This is a genomic window from Streptomyces sp. NPDC048417 (genome assembly GCF_040651615.1).
GTDB lineage: Bacteria > Actinomycetota > Actinomycetes > Streptomycetales > Streptomycetaceae > Streptomyces.
The window spans coordinates 76,672-102,797 of sequence record NZ_JBEZKI010000023.1 but is presented as its reverse complement, the minus strand read 5'-3'; the positions used below and the strand labels follow the sequence as shown (position 1 = coordinate 102,797).

20 protein-coding genes and 1 pseudogene are annotated in these 26,126 nt (G+C 70.7%); 12 read left to right on the top strand and 9 right to left on the bottom strand.

Translation table 11 applies throughout. The features are described from left to right. The first annotated feature begins 69 nt into the window (after positions 1-69). The 3 genes from AB0D59_RS32745 to AB0D59_RS32735 all read left to right on the top strand — a co-directional run bounded on the left by AB0D59_RS32745 (position 70) and on the right by AB0D59_RS32735 (position 1,761). A complete protein-coding gene (locus tag AB0D59_RS32745; RefSeq protein WP_362573247.1) occupies positions 70-726 on the top strand; it encodes a helix-turn-helix transcriptional regulator in 657 nt (218 codons plus the stop codon). 21 nt (positions 727-747) lie between these two features. After that, positions 748-1,317 carry a toxin-antitoxin system, toxin component gene (locus AB0D59_RS32740; RefSeq protein ID WP_362573244.1) on the top strand — a complete coding sequence of 190 codons (570 nt, stop codon included), beginning with the start codon at positions 748-750 and terminating at the stop codon, positions 1,315-1,317. A gap of 216 nt (positions 1,318-1,533) precedes the next feature. Next, positions 1,534-1,761, top strand: a complete 228-nt coding sequence (locus tag AB0D59_RS32735; protein ID WP_362573241.1) for a hypothetical protein — start codon at positions 1,534-1,536, stop codon at positions 1,759-1,761. 27 nt (positions 1,762-1,788) lie between these two features. On the opposite strand, the gene AB0D59_RS32730 is transcribed toward AB0D59_RS32735, so the two are convergent. Further along, complete coding sequence (locus AB0D59_RS32730; protein WP_362573238.1) at positions 1,789-2,469, bottom strand: 4'-phosphopantetheinyl transferase superfamily protein; 681 nt, start codon at positions 2,467-2,469, stop codon at positions 1,789-1,791. Further along, positions 2,417-3,322: a metallophosphoesterase gene (locus tag AB0D59_RS32725; RefSeq protein ID WP_362573232.1), complete on the bottom strand. Its 906-nt coding sequence runs from the start codon at positions 3,320-3,322 to the stop codon at positions 2,417-2,419. The genes AB0D59_RS32730 and AB0D59_RS32725 overlap by 53 nt, the downstream gene beginning before the upstream one ends. Before the next feature lie 357 nt (positions 3,323-3,679). On the opposite strand from AB0D59_RS32725, the gene AB0D59_RS32720 reads away from it, so the two are divergent. Both AB0D59_RS32720 and AB0D59_RS32715 read left to right on the top strand, forming a co-directional pair. Beyond that, positions 3,680-4,801, top strand: a complete 1,122-nt coding sequence (locus AB0D59_RS32720) for an ATP-grasp domain-containing protein (RefSeq protein WP_362573229.1) — start codon at positions 3,680-3,682, stop codon at positions 4,799-4,801. A gap of 220 nt (positions 4,802-5,021) precedes the next feature. Then, entirely contained in the window at positions 5,022-6,701 is a 1,680-nt protein-coding gene (locus AB0D59_RS32715) for a carbohydrate binding domain-containing protein (protein ID WP_362573227.1), read from the top strand. A 27-nt stretch (positions 6,702-6,728) separates the two neighbouring features. On the opposite strand, the gene AB0D59_RS32710 is transcribed toward AB0D59_RS32715, so the two are convergent. From AB0D59_RS32710 to AB0D59_RS32690, 5 genes are all read right to left on the bottom strand, one after another. Then, a complete protein-coding gene (locus AB0D59_RS32710) occupies positions 6,729-7,598 on the bottom strand; it encodes a sulfotransferase (protein ID WP_362573224.1) in 870 nt (289 codons plus the stop codon). Positions 7,599-7,813: 215 nt separating this feature from the next. Beyond that, the gene (locus tag AB0D59_RS32705) at positions 7,814-9,064 is read right to left on the bottom strand and encodes an alpha-L-fucosidase (protein WP_362573221.1); all 1,251 of its coding nucleotides are present in this window, start codon (positions 9,062-9,064) and stop codon (positions 7,814-7,816) included. An 80-nt stretch (positions 9,065-9,144) separates the two neighbouring features. Then, the gene (locus AB0D59_RS32700) at positions 9,145-12,201 is read right to left on the bottom strand and encodes a glycoside hydrolase family 38 C-terminal domain-containing protein (RefSeq protein ID WP_362573218.1); all 3,057 of its coding nucleotides are present in this window, start codon (positions 12,199-12,201) and stop codon (positions 9,145-9,147) included. 45 nt (positions 12,202-12,246) lie between these two features. Further along, entirely contained in the window at positions 12,247-13,584 is a 1,338-nt protein-coding gene (locus AB0D59_RS32695) for a 6-phospho-beta-glucosidase (protein ID WP_362573215.1), read from the bottom strand. Then, positions 13,581-14,345 (bottom strand): DeoR/GlpR family DNA-binding transcription regulator, encoded by a 765-nt coding sequence (locus AB0D59_RS32690; RefSeq protein WP_362573212.1) that lies wholly within the window; start codon positions 14,343-14,345, stop codon positions 13,581-13,583. The genes AB0D59_RS32695 and AB0D59_RS32690 overlap by 4 nt, the downstream gene beginning before the upstream one ends. A gap of 127 nt (positions 14,346-14,472) precedes the next feature. On the opposite strand from AB0D59_RS32690, the gene AB0D59_RS32685 reads away from it, so the two are divergent. The 7 genes and pseudogenes from AB0D59_RS32685 to AB0D59_RS32655 form a co-directional block, all read left to right on the top strand. Beyond that, positions 14,473-15,492, top strand: a complete 1,020-nt coding sequence (locus tag AB0D59_RS32685; RefSeq protein ID WP_362573210.1) for a carbohydrate kinase family protein — start codon at positions 14,473-14,475, stop codon at positions 15,490-15,492. Positions 15,493-15,562: 70 nt separating this feature from the next. Continuing rightward, complete coding sequence (locus tag AB0D59_RS32680) at positions 15,563-16,849, top strand: extracellular solute-binding protein (protein WP_362573207.1); 1,287 nt, start codon at positions 15,563-15,565, stop codon at positions 16,847-16,849. Continuing rightward, positions 16,849-17,805, top strand: a complete 957-nt coding sequence (locus AB0D59_RS32675) for a sugar ABC transporter permease (protein WP_362573204.1) — start codon at positions 16,849-16,851, stop codon at positions 17,803-17,805. Before AB0D59_RS32680 ends, AB0D59_RS32675 begins: the two co-directional genes overlap by 1 nt. A gap of 14 nt (positions 17,806-17,819) precedes the next feature. Then, complete coding sequence (locus AB0D59_RS32670) at positions 17,820-18,680, top strand: carbohydrate ABC transporter permease (RefSeq protein WP_362573201.1); 861 nt, start codon at positions 17,820-17,822, stop codon at positions 18,678-18,680. Then, entirely contained in the window at positions 18,677-21,598 is a 2,922-nt protein-coding gene (locus tag AB0D59_RS32665; RefSeq protein ID WP_362573198.1) for a glycoside hydrolase family 2 TIM barrel-domain containing protein, read from the top strand. Before AB0D59_RS32670 ends, AB0D59_RS32665 begins: the two co-directional genes overlap by 4 nt. 49 nt (positions 21,599-21,647) lie before the next feature. Further along, positions 21,648-23,477 (top strand): LamG-like jellyroll fold domain-containing protein, encoded by a 1,830-nt coding sequence (locus AB0D59_RS32660; protein WP_362573195.1) that lies wholly within the window; start codon positions 21,648-21,650, stop codon positions 23,475-23,477. A 71-nt stretch (positions 23,478-23,548) separates the two neighbouring features. After that, a pseudogene (locus AB0D59_RS32655) lies at positions 23,549-23,803 on the top strand (histidinol-phosphatase); the annotation flags it as partial. Between the two features lie 330 nt (positions 23,804-24,133). On the opposite strand, the gene AB0D59_RS32650 reads toward AB0D59_RS32655, so the two are convergent. Continuing rightward, a complete protein-coding gene (locus AB0D59_RS32650; protein WP_362573192.1) occupies positions 24,134-24,589 on the bottom strand; it encodes a MaoC family dehydratase in 456 nt (151 codons plus the stop codon). 22 nt (positions 24,590-24,611) lie between these two features. Beyond that, positions 24,612-26,120 carry a long-chain fatty acid--CoA ligase gene (locus AB0D59_RS32645; protein WP_362573189.1) on the bottom strand — a complete coding sequence of 503 codons (1,509 nt, stop codon included), beginning with the start codon at positions 26,118-26,120 and terminating at the stop codon, positions 24,612-24,614. Positions 26,121-26,126: the final 6 nt, after the last annotated feature.

The following is a 26,126-nucleotide window of genomic DNA, read 5'->3' as shown; positions in this document are numbered from 1 at the left end:
GCCGGGCAGTCCACGGCGACCGCCGGTGCGAAGCCCCTGATTCCCCTGAGAGACGTAGGAGTTCTGTCGGTGACGGATGGCTACGAGGATCCGGGCGCCACGGCGACCGCCCAGCTGCCGGCCGTCGTCTCCCGCGTCACCGCGCTCGCCGACCGGCTCGGCGTGGCGTACGCCGAGGTCTACGACGTCGGACGGCTCTCCCACGCCTGCGGTGTCCCCGAGTCCGTGGTCAAGGCCCTGCTCAGCGGCCGGCCCGCGGGCGAACCCGATGTCCAGGAACGCTTCCTGCAACGCCTCGACCTGCTGCGCCGCACCCGCCTCAAGCCCAATGGCCGCAAGCACACCCAGCAGGAGATCGCCGACGGCGCGGGCATGTCCCGGCAGCAGGCCGGCGCCCTGCTCAACGGCGACCGGCGGCCGACCATGGAGCACTGCGACGCCCTCCAGCGCTTCTTCCGGGTACACGCCGGATTCCTCACCGCCGCGGACCCCGAGGCGCTGGCCGGTGCCCTCCAGCGCGTCGAGCAGGAGCTGCTGCAGAAGCTGGCCGACCGGGAGCGGGCGGCGGCCGAGGCCGCGGCGGACCCCCTGGAGCGGCTGTTGCAGGACCACGGGGTGCGCGGGATCGCCTGGCGGGCCGCCCAGCTGCCCACCGACCAGCACCGGGACAAGGTCGCGGAATGGCTGGACATGCTCCTGGAAAGCGTCAAGCGGCCCGAGTCGTGAGCTGAGGGGGAACGGGAGAAGATGGCCATCGACAGGGACATGCGCCGGCTGAGCGGCGAGCTGGTCGGGGAGCTGACCCTGCCCGCGCCCGCCCCGCCGCAGGAGCTGTACCGGGCGCTGTGCGACGCGATGGGCCGCCGCCGCGGCCGCCCGGTCCTGTTCCGTACGGCCGTCTTCCCGCCCGGCACGGCCAGCGGGCTCTGGCTCGACCTGGCCGACCGCGACCTGGTCGTGGTCGAGGAACGCACCGCTCCCGACCACCAGTTGGTGATCCTCGGCCACGAGCTGTGGCACATGCACGCCGACCACCACGGCCATGACATCGAGGGGGTCGCGGTGGCGGCACGGCTCATCGAGGAAGGCACGGGCCACGGCGCGGTCACCGACCTGGCCGCGGTCCAGGCCGCCGTCCGGCGGGTGGCCGCCCGCACCCGCTTCGACCAGGCCGAGGAACAGGACGCGGAGACCTTCGGGCTGCTGCTGGCCAGCAAGTGCCGGACCTGGCTCGCGGGTTCGGCCCTGCGCGGTCCGGTGCGGCGGCACGACGTGGCGGGGCGCATCAAGGCCTCGCTGGGCTATCCGGGGAAGTGAGCCCGCCCGGCCGGATTCCGGTGCGGGCCAGGCGAGGAGACGTTCCCTCAGGAGGGGGTCGCGGTGCGGTTCCGCGTCGGCTGAGCGGGCGAACCGAGGCGTAGCGGGCAGGCGTTGTCAGTGGCGGACGGCAAGCTGGTGGGTGCGCACCGCACACGCGGTGCGGCCGCGCCGTCCGGGCGCGTGACCGTGACGACCGACGGGGAGAGCCGAGCCATGCCCACCGCCGTACTGACCGACCGTGAGCGCACCGCCGTCCAGGCCTATCTGCGGCTGCTGCACACCGTCCGCGCGGCCTTCGACGGACCGCCGGACGGCGCTCGCCCCTTCCTGGTCCCGCCGGCCGTGCTCGCCGAGGCCGAGGAGGCCCTGGCCCGAGCCGGGCTCACCGGCAACGAGGAGGCGTTCTTCCGTCTCCTGCACGACTGGTGCCCACCCACCTGAGCCGGCGGAGCACGACCCGGGGCGCTGTCAGGGGTGCGGCACGACCACGGCCGAGGTCAGCATGCCGTGCCCCACGCTCCAGCGGCCCTCGAAGACCTGCAACTGCTCCCCGCCGACCTCGGGGCCGGGGACCAGGAGCCGGGCACGCAGGGTGCCCTGCGGCCGCGCGCCGGGCTCCGGGACGAGCTCGATGTCGGCCTCCATGAAGTCCAGCCACTTCCCGGTGAGGGGGAACCACGCCTTGTAGACGGATTCCTTGGCGCTGAACAGCAGACGGTCCCAGTGCACGCCGGGCCGCTCGGCCACGAGGCGGCTCAGCCGCTCCTGCTCCGAGGGCAGCAGGACGGACTCCGCGACGCCCTCGGGCAGCGGGGCGTGCGGTTCGGCGTCGATGCCGAGGGAGGCCAGGTCGGTGGCGCGGACCAGGGCGGCGGCGCAGTAGCCCTCGCAGTGGGTCATGCTGCCGACCAGCCCGTCCGGCCAGCGCGGTGCGCCGCGCTCGCCGCTCACGACGGGCTGCGGCGGGACCCCGAGCTTCTCCATGGCGCGCCGGGCGCAGGCGCGCACGGCGGAGAACTCGCGGCGGCGCTTGGGCACGGCACGCGCGACGAGCGCCGCCTCCTCGGGGTAGAGGGGGGCTTCGCGGATCGCCTCGTCACCGATCATCTCCACGGCCACCACCGAGTCCGGGAGCAGCTCCTCGATCACCGGTTCCGACCTCCATCGGCAGAATTCGGCGCAGCTTGCCCGGGGGCTGGGAGCGCTTGCGCCACTCGCGGGGGTATCCCACGGAGACCTCTTCGAAGCGGACGCCGTCGTGCCAGGTGGTCCGGGGGATGTGCAGATGACCGTAGACCATGGTGTCGACACGGAACCGGCGGTGCCAGTCGGCGGTGAGGGTGGTGCCGCACCACATGGCGAACTCGGGGTACCACAGGACGTCCATGGGGTGCCGGTCCAGCGGGTAGTGGCCCGCCAGCACGGTCGGCAGCTCCTCGGGCAGTTCGGCGAGCCGTCGCTCGGTGGCCTCGACCCGGGCTCGGCACCAGTCCTCGCGGGTCGGGTAGGGGTCGGGGTGCAGCAGGTACTCGTCGTTGCAGACGATGCCGGTGCCGTGCGCGTAGGCGAGGCCCTCTTCCTTGGTGGCGCAGCCGGCCGGCAGGAAGGAGTAGTCGTACAGGAGGAAGAGCGGTGCGACGACGACCGGGCCGCCGGGGCCCTCCCAGACGGGATAGGGGTCCTCGGGGCTGACCACGCCGAGTTCCCGGCAGAGGCCGACGAGGTGCTCGTAGCGGGCGACACCGCGCAGGGTGACCGGATCCTTGGGGTGGGTCCACAGGTCGTGGTTGCCGGGGGCCCACAGCACCTTGGCGAAGCGGCCGGCGAAGGTCTCCAGGACCCAGCGGATGTCGGCGACGGTCTCCGCGACGTCGCCGGCCACGATCAGCCAGTCGTCATCCGTCTCGGGGCGCATCTTCTCGACGAGCTCGCGGTTCTCCGGGTACGAGATGTGCAGGTCACTGATGGCCAGCAGCTGCCCGGCACCGGCCGTGGACTCCACCCCGCACCCCTTCCGATCATCCCGTCGCCACCCACCTCAACACATGACGGGTCCACGGAACAAGGGGACTTGTCGGCCTGTCGGCGGTCATTCGACGGCCGGCCCTCGACAGGTCGCGCCGGTCGACGGCCGTCCGTCAGGGAAACCGACGTGGACGGTGCAGGAGAACGCGCGTGGACAGTCCCGGGAAATCCGTAACACCGGCGTTGCACGCGAGGCCCCTTGAAAGCCGTATGATCCCCACAACACCACCGCCACGAACTTCCCTTCGTCCAGGGCGGTTTGGTGACCCTCCAACCACCCTGCCCGGGCACGGGCCCGCTGAGTCCTGCCCGAAAACCCCGGAAGGCGGCATTAATGCGCTCTCGCGTACGCGTCTGGCTCAACCGCACGTACGCGGAGAACGTGTTCTTCATGGATCAGCTGCGGAAAAATCCCAGCGACCGGGCGGTCGAGATCCATGCGACGCACGGTGACGCCGACTCCCCCGTGCTGGCCGCCGCCGACACCGCCGACCTGGAGCCGGAGGGCCTCTCCCCCGCCGCCTACGTCGAGTACGCGCTCGACCAGTGCCAGCGCCGTGGCATCGATGTCTTCGTGCCCAGGCTGCACCAGTCGGCGATCGTCGCCCACCGGACCGACTTCGAGGCGGTCGGTACGGCCCTGCTGGCGCCGACGCCGGAGGGCACGGCGGTCTTCGAGGACAAGGCGACCGCGTACGAGGCCGTCGCTTCGGTCGGGGTCCCGGTGCCGCCGTGGTGGCGGGTCCGCACGGCGGACGAACTGACCACCGCGGTCGAGGCACTGGAGGCCGACGGGCACAAGGCCTGCTTCAAGCCGGCCGCCGGTGCAGGTGGCGTGGGCTTCCGGGTGATCACGCGCGCCCCCTTCTCGCTCTTCCACCTCAACGGGTTCCCGGGGCCGTATGTCCAGCTCGACCTGGTCGTCGAGGCGTTGCGGCGGGCCGACCAGCCGGTGGACTGGCTGGTGATGCCGCGGCTGGAGGAGCCGGAGGTGTCCGTGGACTGCCTCACCGGGCCCGACAACCGGGTCCGGCTGGCGGTGGGCCGCACGAAGAAGGGCCGCCGCCGCGGTTTCACCCTGGACGAGCGGTGGCTGAAGCCGGCCCGGCTGATCGCCGAGGGCTTCGGGCTGCACTATCTGTCCAACATCCAGTTCCGGATGTACGGCGACGAGCCGGTGCTGCTCGACGTCAACACGCGTCCCGCCGGTGGGTTGCACCAGCTGTCGCTCTGTGGGATCAACGCGCCGTGGGCGGCCGTGCAGTTGGCGCTGGGCGAGGACCCCGGGGTGATCGAGCCGCCGTTCCTGGGGCAGGACTACGCGGTGGTGTCGGGACCGAGGCATGTGCTGCCGTCGATTCCCTTGCGGCGGGAGGAGGCCGACGTGGTGTTGGCGCCGACGTTGCCCATGGAAGTGGAGTCGGTGGACGCTGCGGCTGCGGTGTTGCCGCTCTAGGTCGTCGGCCGGGTGCGGGTTGTGTGTGGTTGCTCGCGCCCACGCGGCGGAGCCGCATATCGATACAGCCCCGCGCCCCTGACGGGGCCCACACTCACCGGTATGGACCAATTCACGCTCGTTTCCTTGACAGGGGGATTGGTCCATACCAACTTTGTTGCGCACCCCCCTTGCACCTTCGTGCAACTCCCGAACACCCCCATTCCAACAGGGAGATCGCGTGCGCAACTCGCTCAGACGTTCCAGACGTCGGATACTCGCACTGCTCGGGTCCGCCGCCCTCGCGCTCGCCGGGGCCATCGCGCTTCCCGGTACCGCGCAGGCGGCCAACATCCTCTCCAACCCCGGCTTCGAGTCGGGGAGTCTGTCGCCCTGGTCCTGCACCGGGAACCTGGGCTCGGTCGTCTCCTCCCCCGTGCACGGCGGGTCCAGGGCCCTCGCCGGGGCCGTGAGTTCCAGTGACACCGCCCAGTGCACGCAGACCGTCGCCGTGCAGCCCAACACCACCTACTCGCTCAGCAGCTGGGTCCGCGGCTCGTACGTCTATCTCGGGGTGACCGGCGGCGCCTCCACCTGGACCAGCTCGCCGTCCCAGTACAGCCAGCTGAGCGTCTCCTTCACCACCGGTGCCTCGCAGACCAGCGCCCAGATCTACGTCCACGGCTGGTACGCGCAGGGCACCTACTACGCCGACGACGTCAGCCTCGACGGGCCCGGCGGCAGCTCCGACACCCAGGCGCCCACCGCGCCCGGCGGCCTCACCTCCACCGGCAAGACCTCGTCCAGCGTGTCACTGTCCTGGTCGGCCGCGACGGACAACGTCGGGGTGACGGCGTACGACATCTACAGCGGGTCGAGCCAGGTGCTGAGCGTCTCCGGGACGAGTGCCACGGTGAGCGGGCTGTCGGCCAGTACGGCGTACACGTTCACGGTCAAGGCACGGGACGCGGCCGGGAACGTGTCGGCCGCCTCCAACTCCGTGAGTGTCACGACCGACGCGGGCAGCGGCGGCGGGACCGGCTTCAAGCAGGCCGCGCCCTACCTCTTCGAGGGCTGGGGCGATCCGCCGAGCCCCTCGACCGTGATGAGCGCGACCGGCATCAAGTCGTTCACCATGGCCTTCGTGCTGGACTCGGGCGGCTGCAGCCCGGCCTGGGACGGCAGCCGGGCGCTGACCGGCGGTGTCGACCAGACCGCGATCAACCAGATCAAGGCGGCCGGCGGTGACATCACCCCGTCGTTCGGCGGCTGGCAGGGCAGCAAGCTCGGCGCCAACTGCTCCTCCGCGAGCGCGCTGGCCGGGGCGATCCAGAAGGTGATCGACGCCTACGGTCTCAAATCCGTCGACATGGACATCGAGAACACCGACGAGTTCGAGAACGAGGCCGTGCAGGCGAAGATCCTGACCGCCCTGAAGACGGTCAAGGCCAACAACCCCGGTCTGAAGACGATCGTCACCTTCGGAACGTCCACCACCGGGCCCACGTACTACGGCAACCGGCTCATCGAGCAGGCGCAGTCGCTCGGCGCGAACATCGACGTCTTCACGATCATGCCGTTCGACTTCGGCGGCGGCGCCGACATGTACGGCAACACCGTGGCGGCGGCCGAGGGGCTGAAGACCAAGCTGAAGTCCACCTTCGGGTGGGACGACGCGACGGCCTACGCGCACATCGGGATCTCCGGCATGAACGGTCTGTCGGACCAGCAGGAGACCACGACCCCGGCGATCTGGACGCAGATCCGTGACTGGGGGAACTCGCACCACATCGCCCGGCTCGCGTTCTGGGCCGTGAACCGGGACCGCGGCTGCGCGGGCGGTGGCGTGGTGAGCAACTGCTCCGGGATCAGCCAGAGCAACTGGCAGTTCACCTCGATCACGGCCGGCTTCACCGGCTGAGCATCGGCGGCGGTGGCGTGGGGGTGCCTAGACCGGGTATCCCCACGCCTTCGCGATCTCGGCGAGCCGGGGCGGGAGTTCGGCGGCGGGGTCGGCCTGGCGCGCGGCCTGGATACGGCCGGACTTGATCTCGCTGCTCCAGTCGCCGAGCTTCGGCTTGAAGGTGCCGTGGTCCTGCTTGCCGTAGTCGAGCATGCCGCTCTCCCACGGGACGCCGAGGTAGGCGCACAGGCCGCGGGTGACCCGTTCCGGTTCGGCGGTGAGGTCCTCGTAGGTGATCACATGGGCGCCGGGGAGCCGCTGCCGGGCCTCTTCCAGCTTCTCGGCGTAGCTGAGGACCTCGGCGCGGATCCCCTCGTGGTCGGGGTCGGCGCGGCGGCTGGTCAGGGACTGGATGACGGCGTCGGGGTGGCGCAGCAGCAGGACGAACCGGGCGTCGGGCCAACATCGGTGCAGCCGGGGCCAGATGAGGGTGTTGGGCGGGGTCTTGTCGACGATGACGTCCTTGCCGCTGCGGCTGAGCTCCAGGTGCAGCACCCGGTCCCACAGGACGTGCTCCAGCTCCTCGCGGTCGAGGGCGAGCTCCTTCATGGCGTCCGCGGTGAACTCCCGGGACATCCGGACGTGGACCGTGCGCAGATGCATCTCGTGCGGGGCGCGGATGCGGCTGTGGCTGTTCAGCAGGACCCGCAGCAGCGTGGAGCCGGAGCGTACCGAGGAGAGGACGAAGACCGGGGCCTCCACCAGGCGCGGGGCGCGCGGGGCCACGTACCCCTCGGAGGGCCGCGGACCGGCCGGACGCTGCGTCGGGATCGCGTCCAGGGTCTTGCGCGGAGGACTCACCGCCTGCGCCATGAGCCGTCCCCGGCGCTTGAGCCCCTTGGCGATCGCTGACATTCGCGGGTCTCGCACGGTGATGCCTTTCTCTCGTCCCTGCCGTTCCGCATCCCAGGGGTGGCAGGCGAACTCAAGATGTCCAGGAGGCGAACCGGAGGGGTCACCGCGGCCCGAAAAGCCGCCGTGACCAGCCGATTTACCGTTCCCTTAATTCTTCATATAAGAATTCCCGACTTTTGGCATCGAACCGCCTCAGAACCGGATCAGAACGCTGATCAGAACCGGCCGGATCCCCGGTACAGCTCCAGCTCCCCGTCCAGTTCGACGGCGAGGACCGTGGCGTACGGGTCGAGGTCGGCCGCGGCCGGCGGGTCGATCCACAGCACACCGACCGCCTCGTGCAGCCCGCCGACGACACGGTGGGCGAGTTCGGTGCCGGTACCGAGCACGCTGACCTTCCGGACCGGGGTGACCAGGCCGCGGACGCCGATCTCGGCGCGCGGGATGTCGTACAGGGTGAGGTAGAGGGTGCGGCCGTCGGCGGAGAGGGTGCTCGGCCCGTAGTGGTGCCCGGCCGGCAGTCCGCGGACCGTGCCGTACACGGCCTCGGCGTGTCCCCGGATCCACTCCCCCAGGCCTTCGAGGCGCTCGACCTGCGGCTGCGGGATGGTGCCGTCCTCCGTCGGGCCGACGTCCAGGAGGAGATTGCCGCCACCGCCGATGGTCTCGGTGAAGTAGCGGATCAGCTGGCTGAGCGACTTGTGGTTGTGGTCGTGGTGCCGGAAGCCCCACGAGTCGTTGATGGTGAGGCACAGCTCCCAGGGCCCGGCGGGGGGTTCGACGGGTGCGCCCTGTTCCGGTGTCGCGTAGTCGCCCTCGCTGAGCATCCGGGCGTTGAAGACGACGTCCGGTGAGTAGGAACGGACGAGCGCGGCGAGTTCCCTGATCCGCCACTGCTCCTCGCTGCGGTCCCACTCGCCGTCGAACCACATCAGGTCGGGCCGGTACCGGGAGGCCAACTCGCGTATCTGGCCGTCACGGTAGACGATGAACCGCTCCCAGGCATGGAGGTCCTCGTCCTCGGCCGAGCACTCGGAGTAGGGGTTGTCCTCCTGCTCGGGCGGGCGGCCCGGCTTGCGGGTGCTGGCGTAGTCGGGGTGGTTCCAGTCGGAGTGCGAGTAGTAGAGACCGACCTTGAGTCCCTGCTCGCGGAGGGCGTCGGCGTAGCCGGCGAGGTAGTCCCTGCCGAGGTTGAGATCGCCGAACCCGGTGTCCCACAGCGCCACTCCGTCGTGATGACGGCTGGTGAGCACGGCGTACCTGGCGCCGGCGCGGGCGAACAGGTCGGCCCAGGCGCGCGGGTCGTACTTCGCGCCGGTGAAGCGGCCGAGCTGGGACATGTACTGGTCGTGCGGCACGATGTCGTCGTAGAACGACCAGGACTCCTGGACACCGTCGACGGCGTAGATCCCCCAGTGGACGAAGATGCCCAACTTGGCGTCGGTGAACCACGTTTGCATGGGCACGGATGGACTCCGGTTGTGTACAGGGTCGGTCGGGAAAAGGGGTGGGCCCGGCGGAAGACCGCCGGGCCCGCCTCCGGGGGCTACTGGCCGGTGGCCGCCCGCTGCAGACGGAGCGTCAGGATCTGGAAGGGCCGCAGCGCCACGGCGACCGTGTCCCCTTCGGTGTCCGCCGTCTCCAGGGGCCGCTCCAGCAGGTCGGTCACCTGGGCGCCGGCGAGCGGGAAGCCGGTGCGCAGCACGCCCTCGGCACGGCCGCCGCTCGACTCGTAGAGCCGGACCACGACATCGCCGGAGGCGTCGTCGGCGAGCTTGACCGCCTCGATCGTCACGCCCGCGCCGGCGACCGAGACGACCGGCTCCGGCGCGCCCGCCGCGTCGGCCACCCGGAGCGGAAGGTTGAGGGCGTAGCCCGCGGCGACCGCGTCCTCGATGCTCGCGCCGGGGAGGAGGGAGTAGGTGAAGCGGTGCCGGCCCTGGTCGGCGCCCGGGTCCGGGACGCGCGGGGCGCGGACCAGGGAGAGGCGGACCGTGGTGGTCGTACCTCCGTCCTCGCGGACCGTGCGGGAGACGTCGTGGCCGTAGGTCGAGTCGTTGATGACGGCGACTCCGTAGCCGGGCTCGGCGAGGTGCACCCAGCGGTGGCCGGAGACCTCGAAGCGGGCCGCCTCCCAGGTGGTGTTGGTGTGCGTGGGCCGCTGGACATGGCCGAACTGGATCTCCGCGGAGGAGTGCGCGGCACGGATGTCCACGGGGAACCCGGCCTTGAGGAACTTCTCGGCCTCGTGCCAGTCGATGTCCGTCTCGAAGTCGATCCGGGGGCTGCCCGCGCGGACGGTGATCGTCTGGGTGACCTTCGAGCCGTTGCCGAAGGCGCGGGTGACGCGGATCGCGCCGAGCAGCGGGTCCTCGTCGACGACCGTGATCTCCGAGGGGTCCAGCAGGTCCGTGTAGCGGTTCTTGTAGTGCTTGTCGACGTCCCAGGCGTCCCAGTAGTTGGGGAGGTCGGTGTGCAGGCGGAGCAGGTTGCCCTGGCCGGCGAGGACCTCACGGTTGGCCCGCAGGTCGCGAACGGACGACAGCGTGCCGTCCGCCGCGATCTCCACGCGCACCAGGCCGTTGTCGAGCACCCGGCCGGGGACGGTCACCGGCCGCGGAGCCTCGACGTCACCCGTCAGCGGCGCGCTGCCGCTCGCCGGCACCGCCACGTACACCGGCGTGCCCGCGCCGTCGCGGACGACCTCGGCACGGTCGTAGGGGCTGGTGTTGAAGACCCGGGCGGTGCCGCCGCCGAGCGCGGTGATCGCCTCGGCGGTGAGTGCCTCCAGCTCCTGGGCGACACGGGCGTACTCGGCCTCGGCCTCGCGGTGCACCCAGGCGATCGAGGAGCCCGGCAGGATGTCGTGGAACTGGTGCAGCAGGACCGTCTTCCAGAGCCGGTCGAGCTTGTCGTGCGGGTAGCGGTAGCCGGGCGCGTGCAGCGCGGCCGTCGTGGCCCACAGCTCGGCCTCGCGCAGCTTGTGCTCGCTGCGCCGGTTGCCCTGCTTGGTGCGGGCCTGGGAGGTGTAGGTGGCGCGGTGCAGCTCCAGGTAGAGCTCGCCGACCCAGACCGGCGCGTCCTCGTACTCGGCGCGGGCCTTGGCGAAGAAGGCGTCCGGGTGCTCGACCTCGACCCGCGGGGAGCCCTCCAGGTCCTTGAGCCGGCGCGCCCTCTCCATGATCTCGCGGGTGGGGCCGCCACCGCCGTCGCCCCAGCCGAACGGGGCCAGCGAGCGGGTGGCACCGCCCTTCTCGGCGTAGTTGCGGACCGCGCGGGACATCTCCACGCCGCTGAAGCGGGCGTTGTAGGTGTCGACGGGCGGGAAGTGGGTGAAGATGCGGGTGCCGTCGATGCCCTCCCACCAGAAGGTGTGGTGGGGGAACTTGTTGGTCTGGTTCCAGGAGATCTTCTGGGTGAGGAACCACTCGTTGCCGGCGAGCTTGGCGATCTGCGGGTAGGCCGCGTTGTAGCCGAAGGAGTCCGGCAGCCACACCCCCTTGGTCTCGACACCGAAGTGCTCCATGAAGAACCGCTTGCCGTGGACGAACTGGCGGGCGACCGCCTCGCCGCCCGGCAGGTTGCCGTCGGACTCCACCCACATGCCGCCGACCGGCGCCCACTGGCCCTTCTTCACCGACTCCTGGATCCGGGCCCAGACCTGCGGGTAGTTGTCGCGCACCCACTCGTACTGCTGGGCCTGCGAGCAGGCGAAGACGAACTCCTCGTACTCGTCGGCCAGCGAGGTGACGTTGGAGAAGGTCCGGGAGGTCTTGCGCTTGGTCTCGCGGATCGGCCAGAGCCAGGCCGAGTCGATGTGCGCGTGGCCGACGCCGGAGATGCGGTGCGCGCTGGCGTTCGCGGGCTTCGACAGCGCCGGCTTCAGGGCCTCGCGCACGGCGGCGGCCGACCCGGAGATGTCGTCCAGGTCGAGCAGGTCCATCGCGTGGTCGAGGGCGTGCATGATCTCGTGTCGGCGCGGGTCGTGCTCGCCCAGCTCCAGCATCAGCTCGCGCAGCACCTGGACGTCCAGGTCGAGGTGGAAGACCTCCTCGTCCAGGACGGCGATGTCGGCCCGCCTGAAGGTGTAGAGCGGCTTGTCGCCGGCCGTCAGCACGTCGCCGAGCGGGGTCGGCGCCGCGAAGTCGTTCGCCAGGATGTCGGGGTTGGAGGCGGCCTCGACCAGGTAGTCGATCACCTCGCCGCCCGTCGCCGGGTTGGCGATCGCCACGTACTGGTTGAGCGGGTTGACCGCCTTCAGCGGGGTCCCGTCGGTGAGATGGACCAGGGCCTCGGCCTGGTTGCCCGGCCAGTCACCCACGAAGCCGAGGTCGATGACGGCCTCGACCCGGCGGCCCGCGAACCCGGCGGGCACCCGGCCGCGCATCCGGAACCAGGTGGTCCCCCACGGCGGGCCCCACGGGGTGTCCATCGCGAACGGCTCGTACGGGGCGGCCGCGGCCTCCTCGAAGGGCACCGGCTCCCCGGGTGCCTGCCAGGCGGACACCTCGAAGGGGACGGCGGCCGCGTAGATCGCGGGCTTGATGCGCTGGTTGTGGAGGCGCTCTACGCGCTCCTCGATCCGGCGGCGTTCGTCGTGCATGGAAGTCTCCAGAAGAGGGATGGAAAGCGCTTTCCGAGCGACTGGTTACTTAAGATACGCGAGGCCGGGGTGGACCTCGGTGTACCCCTCCACCAGCCGGCGGGCCACGTTCACCGAGTCGACCAGCGGGTGCAGGGCGAACGCCTTCACGGCCGTCGTACGGGAGCCGGACTCGGCGGCGGCGAGCACCTCGCGCTCGACGGCCTTGACCGAGCAGACAAGGCCGGTGGCGTGATCAGGAAGCGGATCGACGGCGACCGGGTGGGCGCCGTTGGCGTCGACCAGGCAGGGGACCTCGATGACGGCCTCGCCGTCGAGCACCGACAGGGTGGAGCGGTTGCGGACGTTGAGGATCAGGGTGGTGCGCTCGTCGCGGGCGATGGCCCGCATCAGCGCCAGGGCGACCTTCTCGTAGCCGCCGGAGAGGTCGTCGGCGTCGCGTTCGCCGGCGCCGGCGGTCTCCCGGTTCTCGGACATGTAGGTCGCCTCGCGCTCGGCGCGGGTGCGGTCCCAGGCCGCCAGGGCCTCGGCACCGGGGTCCCGGACCTCCTCGTAGAAGTGCGCCTGCTGGTCGCGCAGGAACGCGCCACGGGTCTTCTCGGCCTGCTGGTAGGCGCGGACGGCCTCGCGGTTGAAGTAGTAGTAGTGCAGGTACTCGTTGGGGATCGCGCCGAGGGACTGGAGCCAGTCCACGCCGAAGAGCTTGCCCTCCTCGAAGGAGCCGAGCAGATCGGGGTCGGCGAGCAGGCGCGGGAGTTCGTCGCGGCCGGCGACGCGCAGGCCGCGCACCCAGCCGAGGTGGTTCAGGCCGACGTAGTCGATCCAGGCCTCGCGCGGGTCGGCGCCGAGCACCCGGGCGATACGGCGGCCGAGGCCGACCGGGGAGTCGCAGATGCCGATGACGCGGTCGCCGAGGTGGCGGGACATGGCCTCGGTGACCAGTCCGGCGGGGTTGGTGAAGTTGATGACCCAGGCGTCGGGGGCCAGGCGGGCCACCCGGCGGGCGATGTCGACGGCGACCGGGACGGTCCGCAGGCCGTAGGCGATGCCGCCCGCGCCCACCGTCTCCTGGCCGAGGACACCCTCGGCGAGGGCCACCCGCTCGTCGTCGGCCCTGCCCTCCAGGCCGCCGACGCGGATCGCGGAGAAGACGAAGTCGGCCCCGCGCAGGGCCTCGTCGAGGTCGGTGGTGGCGGTCACCGTGGGCGCGTCGGGGACGCCGGCCGCCTGTTCGGCAAGGACCCGGGCGACCGCGGAGAGCCGGCCGGCGTCGAGGTCGTGCAGCACGACCTCGGTGACCCGCCCCTCGGCCCGGTCCGTCAGCAGTGCGCCGTACACGAGCGGCACCCGGAATCCGCCGCCGCCCAGAATCGTCAGTTTCACGCTAGAGCCTTTCCTGCCAGGACCACCTCGACACCGGCCTCCTCCAGGGCGGACCGGGTCGCGGGGTCGACCGGCGCGTTGGTCACCACCATGTCCAGGTCCTCGGGACCACAGACCTTCGCCATGCCCGTACCCGGGAACTTGGCGGCATCGGCGAGCAGCGCCACCTTGTCGCTCGCCTTGATCATCGCCCGCTTGACCGGCACCTCCACCACCGTCGTGTCCATCACCTGCCCGCCGGGGCGCACCCCGCTGGTGCCGAGGAAGAGCCAGTCGGCGTGCAGCTGGCGCAGGTTGTCCTCGGTGAGGAAGCCGACCAGGGAGCGGTACTCGCGCCGGACCATGCCGCCGAGCAGCACCAGCTCGATGCCCTCGTCGTCGGCGAGCTCCTCGTAGACCACCAGGTTGCTGGTGATCACGGTGAGCCGGCGGCCGTGCAGCTGGCGGGCCAGCCGGTAGGCGGTGGTGCCGATGTCCAGGAGGACCGACTGGCCGTCCGCGACCAGGGCCGCCGCGCGCGCCGCTATGGCGTCCTTCTCCGCGATCCGCACCTCGGCGACCTCGGCGAAGGGCTGGTCGCCCTCGTCGGCGACGGCACCGCCGTGGACCCGCGTCAGCAGCCCCTCCTCCTCCAGTCTCAGCAGGTCACGCCGGATGGTGGCGGGGCTCACGCCCAGTTGCTCGGAGAGATCGGTCACGGCCGCGGGGCCGCCCGAGCGCAGGGCCCGCAGGATGAGTTGATGTCGTCGTTCTGCCAGCACGCGCCGAACACTACTCGTCATCTTCAATCATTTCCATGCTCAGTTCTGCTCGGGTATTGACCAATCTCGCGTGGCAGCGCACGATTCCGCTCATCGAAATTGACGAGTTTTGACGAGAGGGTGGCGTGTGGACGACGACATGCCCGATGTGCTGCTGACCGGGCTGCTCTTCTACGACCTCGTCCTCACGGGGCTCGGGAAGCCGCCGACACCCGGCGAGGAGATCTGGACGGCCGGCATGGGCTGCGGCCCCGGCGGCATCGCCAACCTCGCGGTGGCCGCGTCCCGCTTCGGCCTGCGCACCTCACTGGCCACGGTCTTCGGCGACGACTTCTACGGCGCCTACTGCCAGGGGGTCCTCGCCGGGCAGGAAGGCGTCGACCTCTCCCTCTCCCGGGTCGCCGACGGCTGGCCCACCCCGGTCACCGTCGCCCTGGCCCACGGTCAGGACCGGGCCCTGATCACCCACGGCTCGGAGCCGCCGTACTCGCAGGACGTGCTGATGGGCGACCCGCCCGAGGCCCGCACCGCCCTCGTGCACATCGAGGCCGAACCCCGCGAGTGGATCGCCAAGGCCGCCGCCAACGGCACCCGTGTCTACGCCGACGTCGGCTGGGACCCCACCCAGCAGTGGTCCCGTGACCTCCTGGACCAGCTCGCCCTGTGCCACGCCTTCCTCCCGAACGAGACCGAGGCGATGGCCTACACCCGCACCGACAGCCCGGTCGCGGCCCTCGGCACCCTCGCCGAACTGGTCCCGGTGGCCGTGGTGACCCGCGGCGGGGACGGCGCGGTGGCCGTCGACCAGAGCACCGGCGAGTTCGCGGAGGTCCCGGCCCTCGCCGTGGACGTCCTCGACGCGACGGGCGCCGGCGACGTCTTCGGGGCGAGCTTCGTCACCGCCTCCCTCGCCGGCTGGCCGCTGGACGAACGGCTGCGGTTCGCCGTACTCGCCGCCGGTCTCTCCGTCGGCAACCACGGCGGGGCACTGGCCGCCCCCGGCTGGTACGGCGTCGACCGCTGGTGGCGCTCGCTCACCGACCCCGACCTGAAACGCGCCTACGGGTTCCTCACCGACCGGCTGCCGGCCGACCCCGGCCCGCCCGTCCGCCACGCACCCGTCACACCCCCCGCACGGCAGTTCTGAGCCCCGACACCCCCACGCTCCAAGTGAAAGTCCCGAACAGATCCGAAAGATCCGAAAGGCGGTGAGAGCTGTGCGGCTCTCACGTAGAGGCCTGCTGCGCGCGGGCCTGGCCGGTACGGCCGCCACGGCGCTCGGCGGCCTGGCATCCGGCTGTGCCGTTCCGACCGGTTCCACCGGCCGGAACATGGTCCTGTGGTACTGGGACGGCGGCCTCGGCGACACGGTCATCAAGAACGCCAAGGCCCGCTACGACGCGAACGTCGATCTGCAGGCCATCAAGATCGGCGGCTACTACCGGTCGAAGCTGCTCACCACCATGACCGGCCGGGCCCACATCCCGGACATCGCGGGCCTCAAGGGCGAGGACATGGCGTCCTACCTGCCCAACGCGAACCAGTTCGTGGACCTGCGCACGCTGGGCGCGGACAAGTACAAGAGCCAGTACCTGCCCTGGAAGTGGGACCAGGGCATCGCCGACGACGGCACCATGGTCGGCTTCCCCATCGACTGCGGCCCGGTCGCGCACTTCTACCAGTACCAGGTCTTCCAGAAGGCCGGACTGCCCTACGAACCCGACGACGTCTCCGCCGAGCTGAACACCTGGGAGAAGTTCTTCGCCGCCGGCGAGCAGCTGAGGAAGCGGATCCCGGGGACCTGTCTGCTCTCCGACGTCAACGCGGTCTTCGAGAACGTGGTGCAGCAGGGCAGCCAGCGGTACGTCGACAAGGACCGGCACTTCATCGGCGACCAGGACCACGTCCGCCGGGCCTGGGCGCTGGCCGTGGAGGCGAAACGGCGGGGGATCGTCTCGGACCTGGTCAGCGGCACGCCGGACCAGCTGTCCGCGCTCCAGGACGGCAAGCTGCCCAGCCAGCTCAACGCCTCCTGGGCCACCAACGACATCAAGACCGGCGTACCGAAGACCAAGGGCAGATGGCGGGTGGCCCAGATGCCGGTACGGCCGTCCAACAACGGCGGTTCGTTCCTGTCGATCACCAAGGAGTGCCGCGAGCCCGAGCAGGCGTTCCGGATCATCACCTGGATGCTGAACGCCGCCAACCAGGCACAGGGCTTCGTGGACGCGGGACTCTTCCCGTCCACCCCCGCGTCGTACGACCTGAAGACCCTGCGCGCGCCCGACCCCTTCTTCGGCGGCCAGGTGACGATGGACGTCTTCGGGCCCGCCGCGCAGAAGATCGCGGTCGCCTACAACAGCCCGTTCGACGTGGCGCTCTCGCAGCCCCTCAAGGACGAGATCAAGAACGTCGGCGTCCTCGGCAAGAACCCCGAGCAGGCCTGGAAGGACGCCATGAGCAAGTGCCGGCGCATCGCCAAGCACCTGGGGGTGAGCTACTGATGGCCACCGCACTGGAGAAGCCCACGGCGACCGTGGAACAGACCGCCACGGCCGGTCCCCGTACGGGATTTCGCAAGTACTGGCACCTCTACGCCGCGATCTCCCCCTTCTACCTCCTCTTCCTCTGCTTCGGCCTGATCCCGGTCGGCTTCTCGCTCTACGTCTCCCTGCACCGGTGGGACGGCCTCGGCTCGATGGAGTGGGCGGGCCTGTCGCAGTACGGGTATCTGCTGAGCGACACCGACTTCTGGACCGCGGTCGGGAACACCATCGTCATCTGGGCGCTCGCCACCTTCCCCATGATCTTCCTGGCGATGGTGACGGCCGTGATGCTCAACTCGGCGGTCCGCTTCAAGAACGTCTACCGCTTCGCCTACTTCCTGCCGAACGTCACCTCGGTGGTCGCGATCGCGATCATCTTCGGCTCGGTGTTCTCCACCAACTTCGGCCTGGTGAACGCCTTCCTGCAGGCGGTCGGCCTCGACCAGGTCGCCTGGCTCAACACCCCGTGGGGCATCAAGGTCGCCATCGCCACGCTGATGACCTGGCAGTGGACCGGCTACAACGCGATCATCTTCCTCGCCGGACTCCAGACGGTCCCCGGTGAACTGTACGAAGCGGCCCGGATGGACGGCGCCGGGCCGATGCAGACCTTCTTCCGGATCACGCTGCCGATGATGCGGCCGGTACTGCTGTTCGTGCTCGTCGTGTCGACCGTCACCGGTCTGCAGAGCTTCTCCGAACCACAGGTGCTGCTCCAGACCACCGCCAACGACTCGACGTTCGCGGGCGGTCCGGGCCACGCCGGCCAGACCATGGTCCTCTACTTCTTCCAGCAGACCTTCGACAACAACGACTTCGGCTACGGCGCCGCCGTGGCCTGGGGCATCTTCCTCGTCGTCATCATCTTCTCGATCATCAACTGGCGCCTGGTGCAGCGCCGGGGCGAAGACTAGGGAGGCCGCACACCATGGCATCCATCCGCACAACCCGCCCCAGGGCCATCAAGGGCACCCGCGGCCGCGGTATCGCCCTGCACGCCGTCCTGGTCATCGGTCTGCTGCTCTCGGCCTTCCCGTTCTACTGGGCCGTGATCATGTCGACACACACCTCGTCGGAGATCTTCTCCTACCCGCCGAAGCTGCTGCCCGGCTCGCACTTCCTGGAGAACGCCCGCAGCCTCTTCGACAACATCGACTTCTTCGGGTCGATGTGGAACTCGCTGCTGGTCGCGGGTTCGGTGACCTTCCTGGTCCTGTTCTTCGACTCGCTGGCGGCCTTCGTCTTCGCCAAGTTCGCCTTCCCCGGCAAGAACGCGCTGTTCGCCCTGCTGATGGTCATCTTCATGGTGCCGGCCCAGCTGTCGGCCATACCGCAGTTCGTGATCATGGCGAAGCTGGGCTGGATCGGCTCGATGACCTCGCTGATCGTGCCGGCGGCGGCCAACGCGTTCGGCATCTTCTGGATGCGCCAGTACATGAAGGGCGCCATCCACGACGAACTCCTCGACGCCTCCCGCATCGACGGGGCCAACTTCCTCCGCCAGTACTGGCACGTGGCCCTCCCGGTGGTCCGGCCGGGTCTCGCCTTCCTCGGCATCTTCACGTTCATGGGCCAGTGGAACGACTACGCCTGGCCCCTGATCGCCCTGACCAACCCGGACAACGTCACCCTCCAGGTCGCGCTGTCCCAGCTCAACGGCACCCACGGCACCACCGACTACGGAATGGTCATGACCGGTGCGCTCCTCGCCCTCGTCCCGCTGCTGATCGTGTTCGCGATCGGCGCCCGTCAGATCATCGGTGACCTGGCCAAGGGAGCCATCAAGTGACGGACCCGCTGGTGGCCGTCCGCCCCTGGGAGGCACCCGAGGTGACCTCCTGGGGGCGGTTGCCGATGAACGCCGTCGACCGCCGCCCGGGGGCGCTGTCCCTGGACGGCGAGTGGCGCTTCCAGCTGCTGCCCGCTCCGGACGCGGCGGTCGTGGGGACCTGGTCGACCGCGCACGTCCCGGGTGCCTGGACCCTGCAGGACACGGACGACCGTCCGCAGTACACGAACGTCCGGATGCCGTTCGCGGAGTTCCCGCCGCAGGCGCCCGCCGCCAACCCGACCGGGGTCTACGAGCGCGAGCTGGACGTGCCCGCCGACTGGGCCGGCCGCCGGGTCGTCCTCCAGGTCGGCGCCGCCGAGAGCGTCCTCCTCGTGCACGTGGACGGGCGGCCCGTCGGCATCTCCAAGGACTCCCACCTCGCCGCCGAGTTCGACCTCACCGAGGTCGTACGCCCCGGCGAGCGGTCGGTCCTGCGGCTGACCGTGGTCAAGTGGTCGGACGCCTCGCACATCGAGGACCAGGACCACTGGTGGCACGGCGGGATCACCCGCCCCGTGCTGCTGTACGCGACCGACCCGCTGTATCTCGCGGACGTGACCGTGCGGGCGCGGCGGGACGGCGGGCTGCGGGTGGACTGCGCCGTACGGGACCACGACGGTGCGCTCCCGGACGGCTGGTACGTCACCGGCGACCTGGACGGTGAACTCCTTGCGCAGGACGCCGAGTTCGACCGGTTCAACGCCGAGGACGACCGGGTCTCCGACTTCCTGGGCGAGGCCCGTATCCACGCCACCGTGCCCGAGGCGCGCACCTGGAACGCGGAGCAGCCCGAGCTGTACGGGCTGACCGTCCGGCTGCACCGCGCGGACGGCACGGTCGCCGACACGTCGTACCACCGCGTCGGCTTCCGGGACGTCGAGATCGCCGGCCGGGACCTGCTGGTCAACGGCGAGCGGGTCTTCATCCGGGGCGTGAACCGGCACGACTTCCACCCCCTCACCGGGCGGACGGTGTCGTACGACGACATGCGCGCGGATCTCGTGGTGCTGAAGCGGTTCGGCTTCAACGCGATCCGCACCTCGCACTACCCGAACGACCCCGCCCTCTACGACCTCGCCGACGAGCTGGGTTTCTACGTCGTCGACGAGGCCGACATCGAGTCCCACGACCACGCGCACGAGATCGCGGACGACCCGCGCCATCTGAACGCCTTCGTGGACCGGGTCTCGCGGATGGTGCTGCGGGACAAGAACCATCCGTCGGTCATCATCTGGTCGCTGGGCAACGAGTCCGACTACGGGGCGAACCACGACGCGGCGGCCGGCTGGGTACGGCGGCACGACCCGACCCGGCCGATCCAGTACGAGGGGGCGGCCAAGCGCGGCTGGGCGGACCCGCACGTCGCCTCCGACATCGCCTGCCCGATGTACGCGCCGCTGGAGGACTGCGTGGCGCACGCGCTGTCCGGAGAGCAGACGAAACCGCTGATCGAGTGCGAGTACTCGCACGCGATGGGCAACAGCAACGGCACGCTGGCCGACCACTGGGCCGCCATCGAGTCCACTCCGGGTCTTCAGGGCGGGTTCATCTGGGAGTTCTGGGACCACGGAATTCTCCAGCGGGTGAGCGACGGCAGACCGGTCGGGCGTACAGGCGCCGGACTGTATGACAACGGTGTCGCCTCGCCCGGCCACCGCTGGGCGTACGGCGGCGACTTCGGCGAGGCCCTGCACGACGGGGCGTTCGTCGCGGACGGCATGGTCTTCCCGGACCGCACCCCCAAGCCCGCGATGTACGAGCACCGGGAGATCGCGGCGCCGGTCCGCATCCGGTGCTTCCGGCACGAGGGCATCGTGCTCGCCAACCACCAGCACTTCCGGGGCCTCGACTGGCTGACCGGCACCTGGGAGCTGGCGCTGGCCGACGGCCGCACCCTGACCGGGCCGGCCGAGCTGCCCGAGCTCTGCCCCGGCGAGACCGCGGCCGTGCCGCTGCCCTTCGAGGTGCCGGCGGACGGCGGCGAGGCATGGCTGACGCTGCGGGTGACCACGGCCGCGGACCAGGCCTGGGCGCCGGCCGGTACGGAGATCTGCGCACCGCAGATCCGGATCCGGGCGGCGGACACGCCCAGGCGGCCGGTGCCGGCGGGACCCGCCGTCGAGGTGGACGGCGAGGGTCTGCTGCTGCATCCGCTGCTGACGGCCGCGCCTGCGCTCTCGCTGTGGCGGGCGCCCACGGACAACGACGAGCTGGGCGGGACCGCGCGGCGCTGGCGGGCCTGGGGTCTGGACAGCCTGGTGCGCAAGGTGGTCTCGCTGCACCACGAGCAGGACCAGGTGACCGTGGTCGCCGAGTACGCCGGTACGACGGGAGTCGTGCGGCACCGGCAGGAGTTCACCGCGGTCGAGGGCGGCATCCGGGTCGACGAGTTGGCCGAGGTGCCCGAGGAGTTCGACGACGTGGCCCGGGTCGGCTCGGTCTTCGAGACCGTGGCCGGGCTGGATCTGCTGGAGTGGTTCGGTCAGGGTCCCTGGGAGTCGTACCCGGACCGTGCCGCCGGTGCCCCGGTCGGCCACCACTTGGTCCCCGTGGACGAGCTGTTCACCCCGTATCTGCGGCCCCAGGAGAGCGGCGGCCGCCATGGCGTACGACGGTTCACACTGTCGGCGCCGGACGCCACCGGACTCGCGGTCGAGCTGGACGAGCCCCGCCAGGTATCCGTCACCCGCTACCGCGCCGAGGACCTCACCGCCGTCACCCACCACGACCAACTCGTGCCCCGGGCCGGCTGCGTGGTCCACATCGACGCCGCACACCGGGGCCTCGGTACGGCGTCGTGCGGTCCCGACACCTTCCCCTCCTACCTCGTCGCACCGGGCGTCCACCGCTGGAGCTGGACCCTGCGCGTCCGCTGAGATCCCCCCACGCCCTTCGCCGTCACTTCTCCTTATCCACGGAGCACACGTGTGTACGTCGCATGACCACGTCCAGGGCGAGGCCGCGCAGGCCGGAGCCGGCAGACGTAACTTCCTCAGGGCCACCGCGCTGCTCGGCGCCGCCACCGCCGGGGTCGCGCTGCCGGCCGTCGCCGAGGCCTCCTCCGGCTCCGCCCGGCGCCCCGACCCGGAGAGCCGTCGCTTCACCCTCGCGGTGATGCCCGACACCCAGTACCTCTTCGACGGGCCGAGCATCAACCCGGCGCCGATCGAGGCGTCGCTGCGGTATCTGCTGGAGCAGGGCGGTGAAGCCGACGGGAACATCGTCTTCCTGAGCCACCTGGGCGATCTCACCCAGAACGGGGCCGAGGAGGAGTTCGCCGCGATCAGCAAGGCGTTCGGGATCCTGGACCGGCGCGGGGTCGGCTACAGCGTGCTGGCCGGCAACCACGACATCGGGTCGTCCACGGACGACCAGCGCGGCTCGACGCCGTACCTGGACGCCTTCGGGCCGCAGCGCTTCAAGGACAAGCCCACCTTCGGCGGGGCCTCTTCGGACGGCTACAACACCTACCACCTGTTCCGCGCCGCCGGGCGCGAGTGGCTGGTGCTGGCGCTGGACTGGCGGCTGTCGGCGAAGGGCTACGCCTGGGCGAAGGACGTCATCGCACAGCACCCGAAGGCGCCGGTCATCCTCACCACACACGAACTGGTCGTCGACGACGACACGTTGTCCGACTACGGGCAGCAGCTGTGGGACCAGCTGATCGACGAACACGACCAGATCTTCCTCACCCTGAACGGTCACTTCTGGCCGGCCCGCCGCGCCACCCGCAAGAACGCGGCCGGCCACGAGGTCCATCTGCACCTGACGAACTACCAGAACCGCTACTTCGGCGGCGCCGCGATGATCCGCCTCTACCACTTCGACCTGGACCGCGACGTCATCGACGTAGAGACGGTGTCGCCGTGGATCCTCGGCCGGGCCAAGAAGGGCCTCAACGAGCTGGAGCGGCGGGAGATGGAGCTGAGCGGCGACGGGGACCGCTTCTCCGTCGGCATCGACTTCGCGGACCGCTTCGCGGGCTTCGCCCCGGTGCCGGTCCGTCCGGCGCGGCCCGCCTCGCGGCTGCTGGTCCGGGGCACGGCCGCCTACTGGCGGTTCGACTCGGCGGTCTCCGGCACGGTCCGCGACCTGTCCGGCAACGGCAACGACCTCACCGTGGTCTCGGTGGGCGGCGGCACCCTCGGCTGGTCGGCGGACCACCACCCGGACCAGCCGGGCCACGGCAGCCTGGAGTTCACCGGCTACAAGTCCCCGCTGACGGGCGCGTACCTGCGGACGGTCGACGGCGCCCCGCTCAACTCGGCGACGTTCAAGGACGGTTACACCATCGAGGTGTTCTACCGGCTGCCCGCCGACTGGGATTCCTCGCACAACGCATGGTCGGGCCTGGTCAGCCGGACCGGCCGCAACGGCTCGGTCGGCACCGTCACCGACGACCCGGACGAGCCGCTGGCCACCCTGTCCATCTCCGACGGGCCGGGCCCGCAGTGGGCGATGCACCCGCTCAACCAGCGGCAGCTGGTCACCAACTGGGGTGACGAGACCGCCCGCGAGACCTGGTGGCACCTGGCCGTGGTCAACGACGGACGGCACACCACGATGTACGTCCAGGGCTGCCCGGTGGCCCGCAACCCGCACGCCGCCGCGATCGGCATCGCCTCGTCCGGGAAGCCGTGGCTGCTCGGCGGCTACGAGTACGCGGACCGGATCGACCAGATCCTGCACGGCCGCCTCGGCGACGTCCGGATCGTCTCCCGGGCGCTGCCCGTCTCCTCCTTCATGACCCACTGACTCCCGTGACGAGGATCATCATCATGACCGAGCAGCAGCTGCCCAGCTGGGCCGATCCTGCCGTCTCCCCGCCCGACACCAGGGTCGTCCAGACGAAGGACGTGTCCGGCCGCAAGGGCTCCTACACCCTGCGCATCCCGCTCACCGCGGGAGACGAGTCCTTCTACGTCCGGCTGCGGGGCAGCGACGGCAACCGGAACGGCGTGGGCTGTCCGGGCGCGTCGATCGACCCGCACGGCCCGATCGCCCACGAGCCGGGGAACGGCGACCCGTGGGCGGACACGTGGTGCTACTCGAACCCGATCTTCGTGGACGTGGTGGGCTGAGCACCCCGGTCGGCCGCGGGCCGGTGGGGACTGGTCGCGCAGTTCCTCCCCCAGCCTTCGGCTGGGGGTACCCCCAGCGCCCCTTACGGGGCTCACTCAGCTGCGGGCAGTCGTGCCTCCCCCAGTGCCCAAAGGGCCTGGGAGGTGCCCCAGGGCGCCACGGGTGGGCGGTGGGGCCCCCTCTGGGTGAGGCACGGCCGGCGCCGGTAAGCGAAGGGGCGCTGGGCTGCGTCCGACATGCGGCTGCCGCCGCGTGGGCGCGCCCCGCCCCCCACCGGCCTGCGGCTCCCCCACCGCCGCGGCCCGGGAAGCCGGTACCCAGGCGAAGCCCTACGCGTAGAACCGCGACAGACTCCGCAGCACGGCGGCCGGCTTGGTGCCGCCCTCGATCTCGATCGTCCCGTCCACGGCGATCTGCACCCCGCCCGGCACCTCCTCGACCTCCGCCAGCCGGGCGGCCAGGCGGATACGGGAGCCGGCCTTCACCGGGGACGGGAAACGCACCTTGTCCAGGCCGTAGTTGACCTTCGTGGTGACGCCCTGGACGTCCAGCAGCTCGGTGAACAGGGGGATGAAGAGGGAGAGGGTCAGATAGCCGTGGGCGATCGGGGCGCCGAAGGGGCCCTCGGCCGCGCGCTCGGGGTCGACGTGGATCCACTGGTGGTCGCCGGTCGCGTCGGCGAAGGTGCCGATGCGGTCCTGGGTGACCTCGATCCACTCGCTGGTGCCCAGGTCGCTGCCCGCGAGCTTCTTCAGTTCGTCGAGGCCGTTGACGGTGACGCTCATGTCGCTTTCCTTTTCCTTGGAGCTACGAGGTGGCGGAGCCGTAGCGTTTGCGCACACGGGACTTGAGGAGCTTTCCGGAGGCGGTGCGCGGGAGTTCGTCCGCGAGCACCACCGACTTGGGGAGCTTGTACTTGGCGAGGCGGCCGGACAGCGAGGCCAGCACCTCGTCGGGGTCGAGGACGGCGCCTTCTCGGGGGACGACCACCGCACGCGGCACCTCGCCCCACTTGTCGTCCGGCACGCCGATCACCGCGCACTCCACGATGTCGGGGTGGGCGAGGAGCAGGTCCTCGATCTCGGCGGGGTAGATGTTCTCGCCACCGGAGATGATCATGTCCTTGAGCCGGTCGACGATGAAGACGTAACCGTCCGCGTCGACCCGGGCCGCGTCCCCGCTGCGGAACCAGCCGTCCGCGAAACAGGCCGCGGTCTCCTCCGGCAACCCCCAGTAGCCGGGCATGACATGGGGGCCGCGGACCATGACCTCGCCGGGCTCGTCGACGTCGACCGGGGTCAGGTCGGGCCGTACCACCCGTACATCGCTGAAGAAGTGCGGCACGCCCGCCGAGCCCGCCTTGCCGATCGCGTGCTCGGCGTCGAGGAAGAGCGTGCCGGGCGCGGCCTCGGTCATGCCGTAGCCCTGGAGGAAGGTCAGCCCGCGTTCCTGGTAGGCCGCGATCAGCGGGGTCGGGACCGGGGAGCCGCCGCAGGTGAGGATGCGGAGGGAGGAGAGGTCGGCGGCCGGCCAGCGCGGGTGGCGGGCCACCTGCTCGAACATGGTCGGCACCCCGAACATGAAGGTGATCCGGTGTTCTTCGATCAGGTCGAGGGTCGTCTCCGGGGCGAAGGCCTCCACCAGGACACAGGCGCCGCCCTTCAGGAGGACCGGCAGGGCGAGCATGTTGAGGCCCGCCGTGTGGAACAACGGGGCGGAGACCAGGGCGCGTTCGTCGGCGATCAGGTCGGTGTCGACCAGGACGTTGACCGCGTTCCAGGTCAGGTTGGCGTGCGTGAGCATCGCGCCCTTGGGGCGGCCGGTCGTCCCCGAGGTGTACATGATGATGCAGGTGTCGTCGAGGGTCACGGGCTCGTCGATCGGGTCGTCCGCCGCGGAGGCCAGCAACTCCTCGTACTCGGGACCGACTTCGACGTACGTCCGGACGTCGGTGGTGCCGGGCAGGCCCGCGACGAGACCGGCGTGCGAGGGGCCGTACAGCAGGGCCTTGGCGCCGGAGTCGGCGAGCTGGTAGGCGATCTCCGGCCCGGCCAGGCGGGTGTTGAGCGGGACGAAGACCGCCCCGAGGATGCCGGCCGCGAAGAGGGTCTCCAGGTAGGCGGGGTGGTTGGGGCCGAGGTAGGCGACGCGGTCGCCGCGGCGGACGCCCCGGGCCCGCAGGGCGTGCGCGAGGCGGGTGGTGCGCGTGTACAACGTGCGGTAGTCGGTGGAGTGTTCACCGTGTACCAGCGCCGTGCGGTGGGGGGTCTTGCGGGCCCGGCGTGCGGGCCACGACCCCAGTCCCTCGTTGCGCATCTCGGC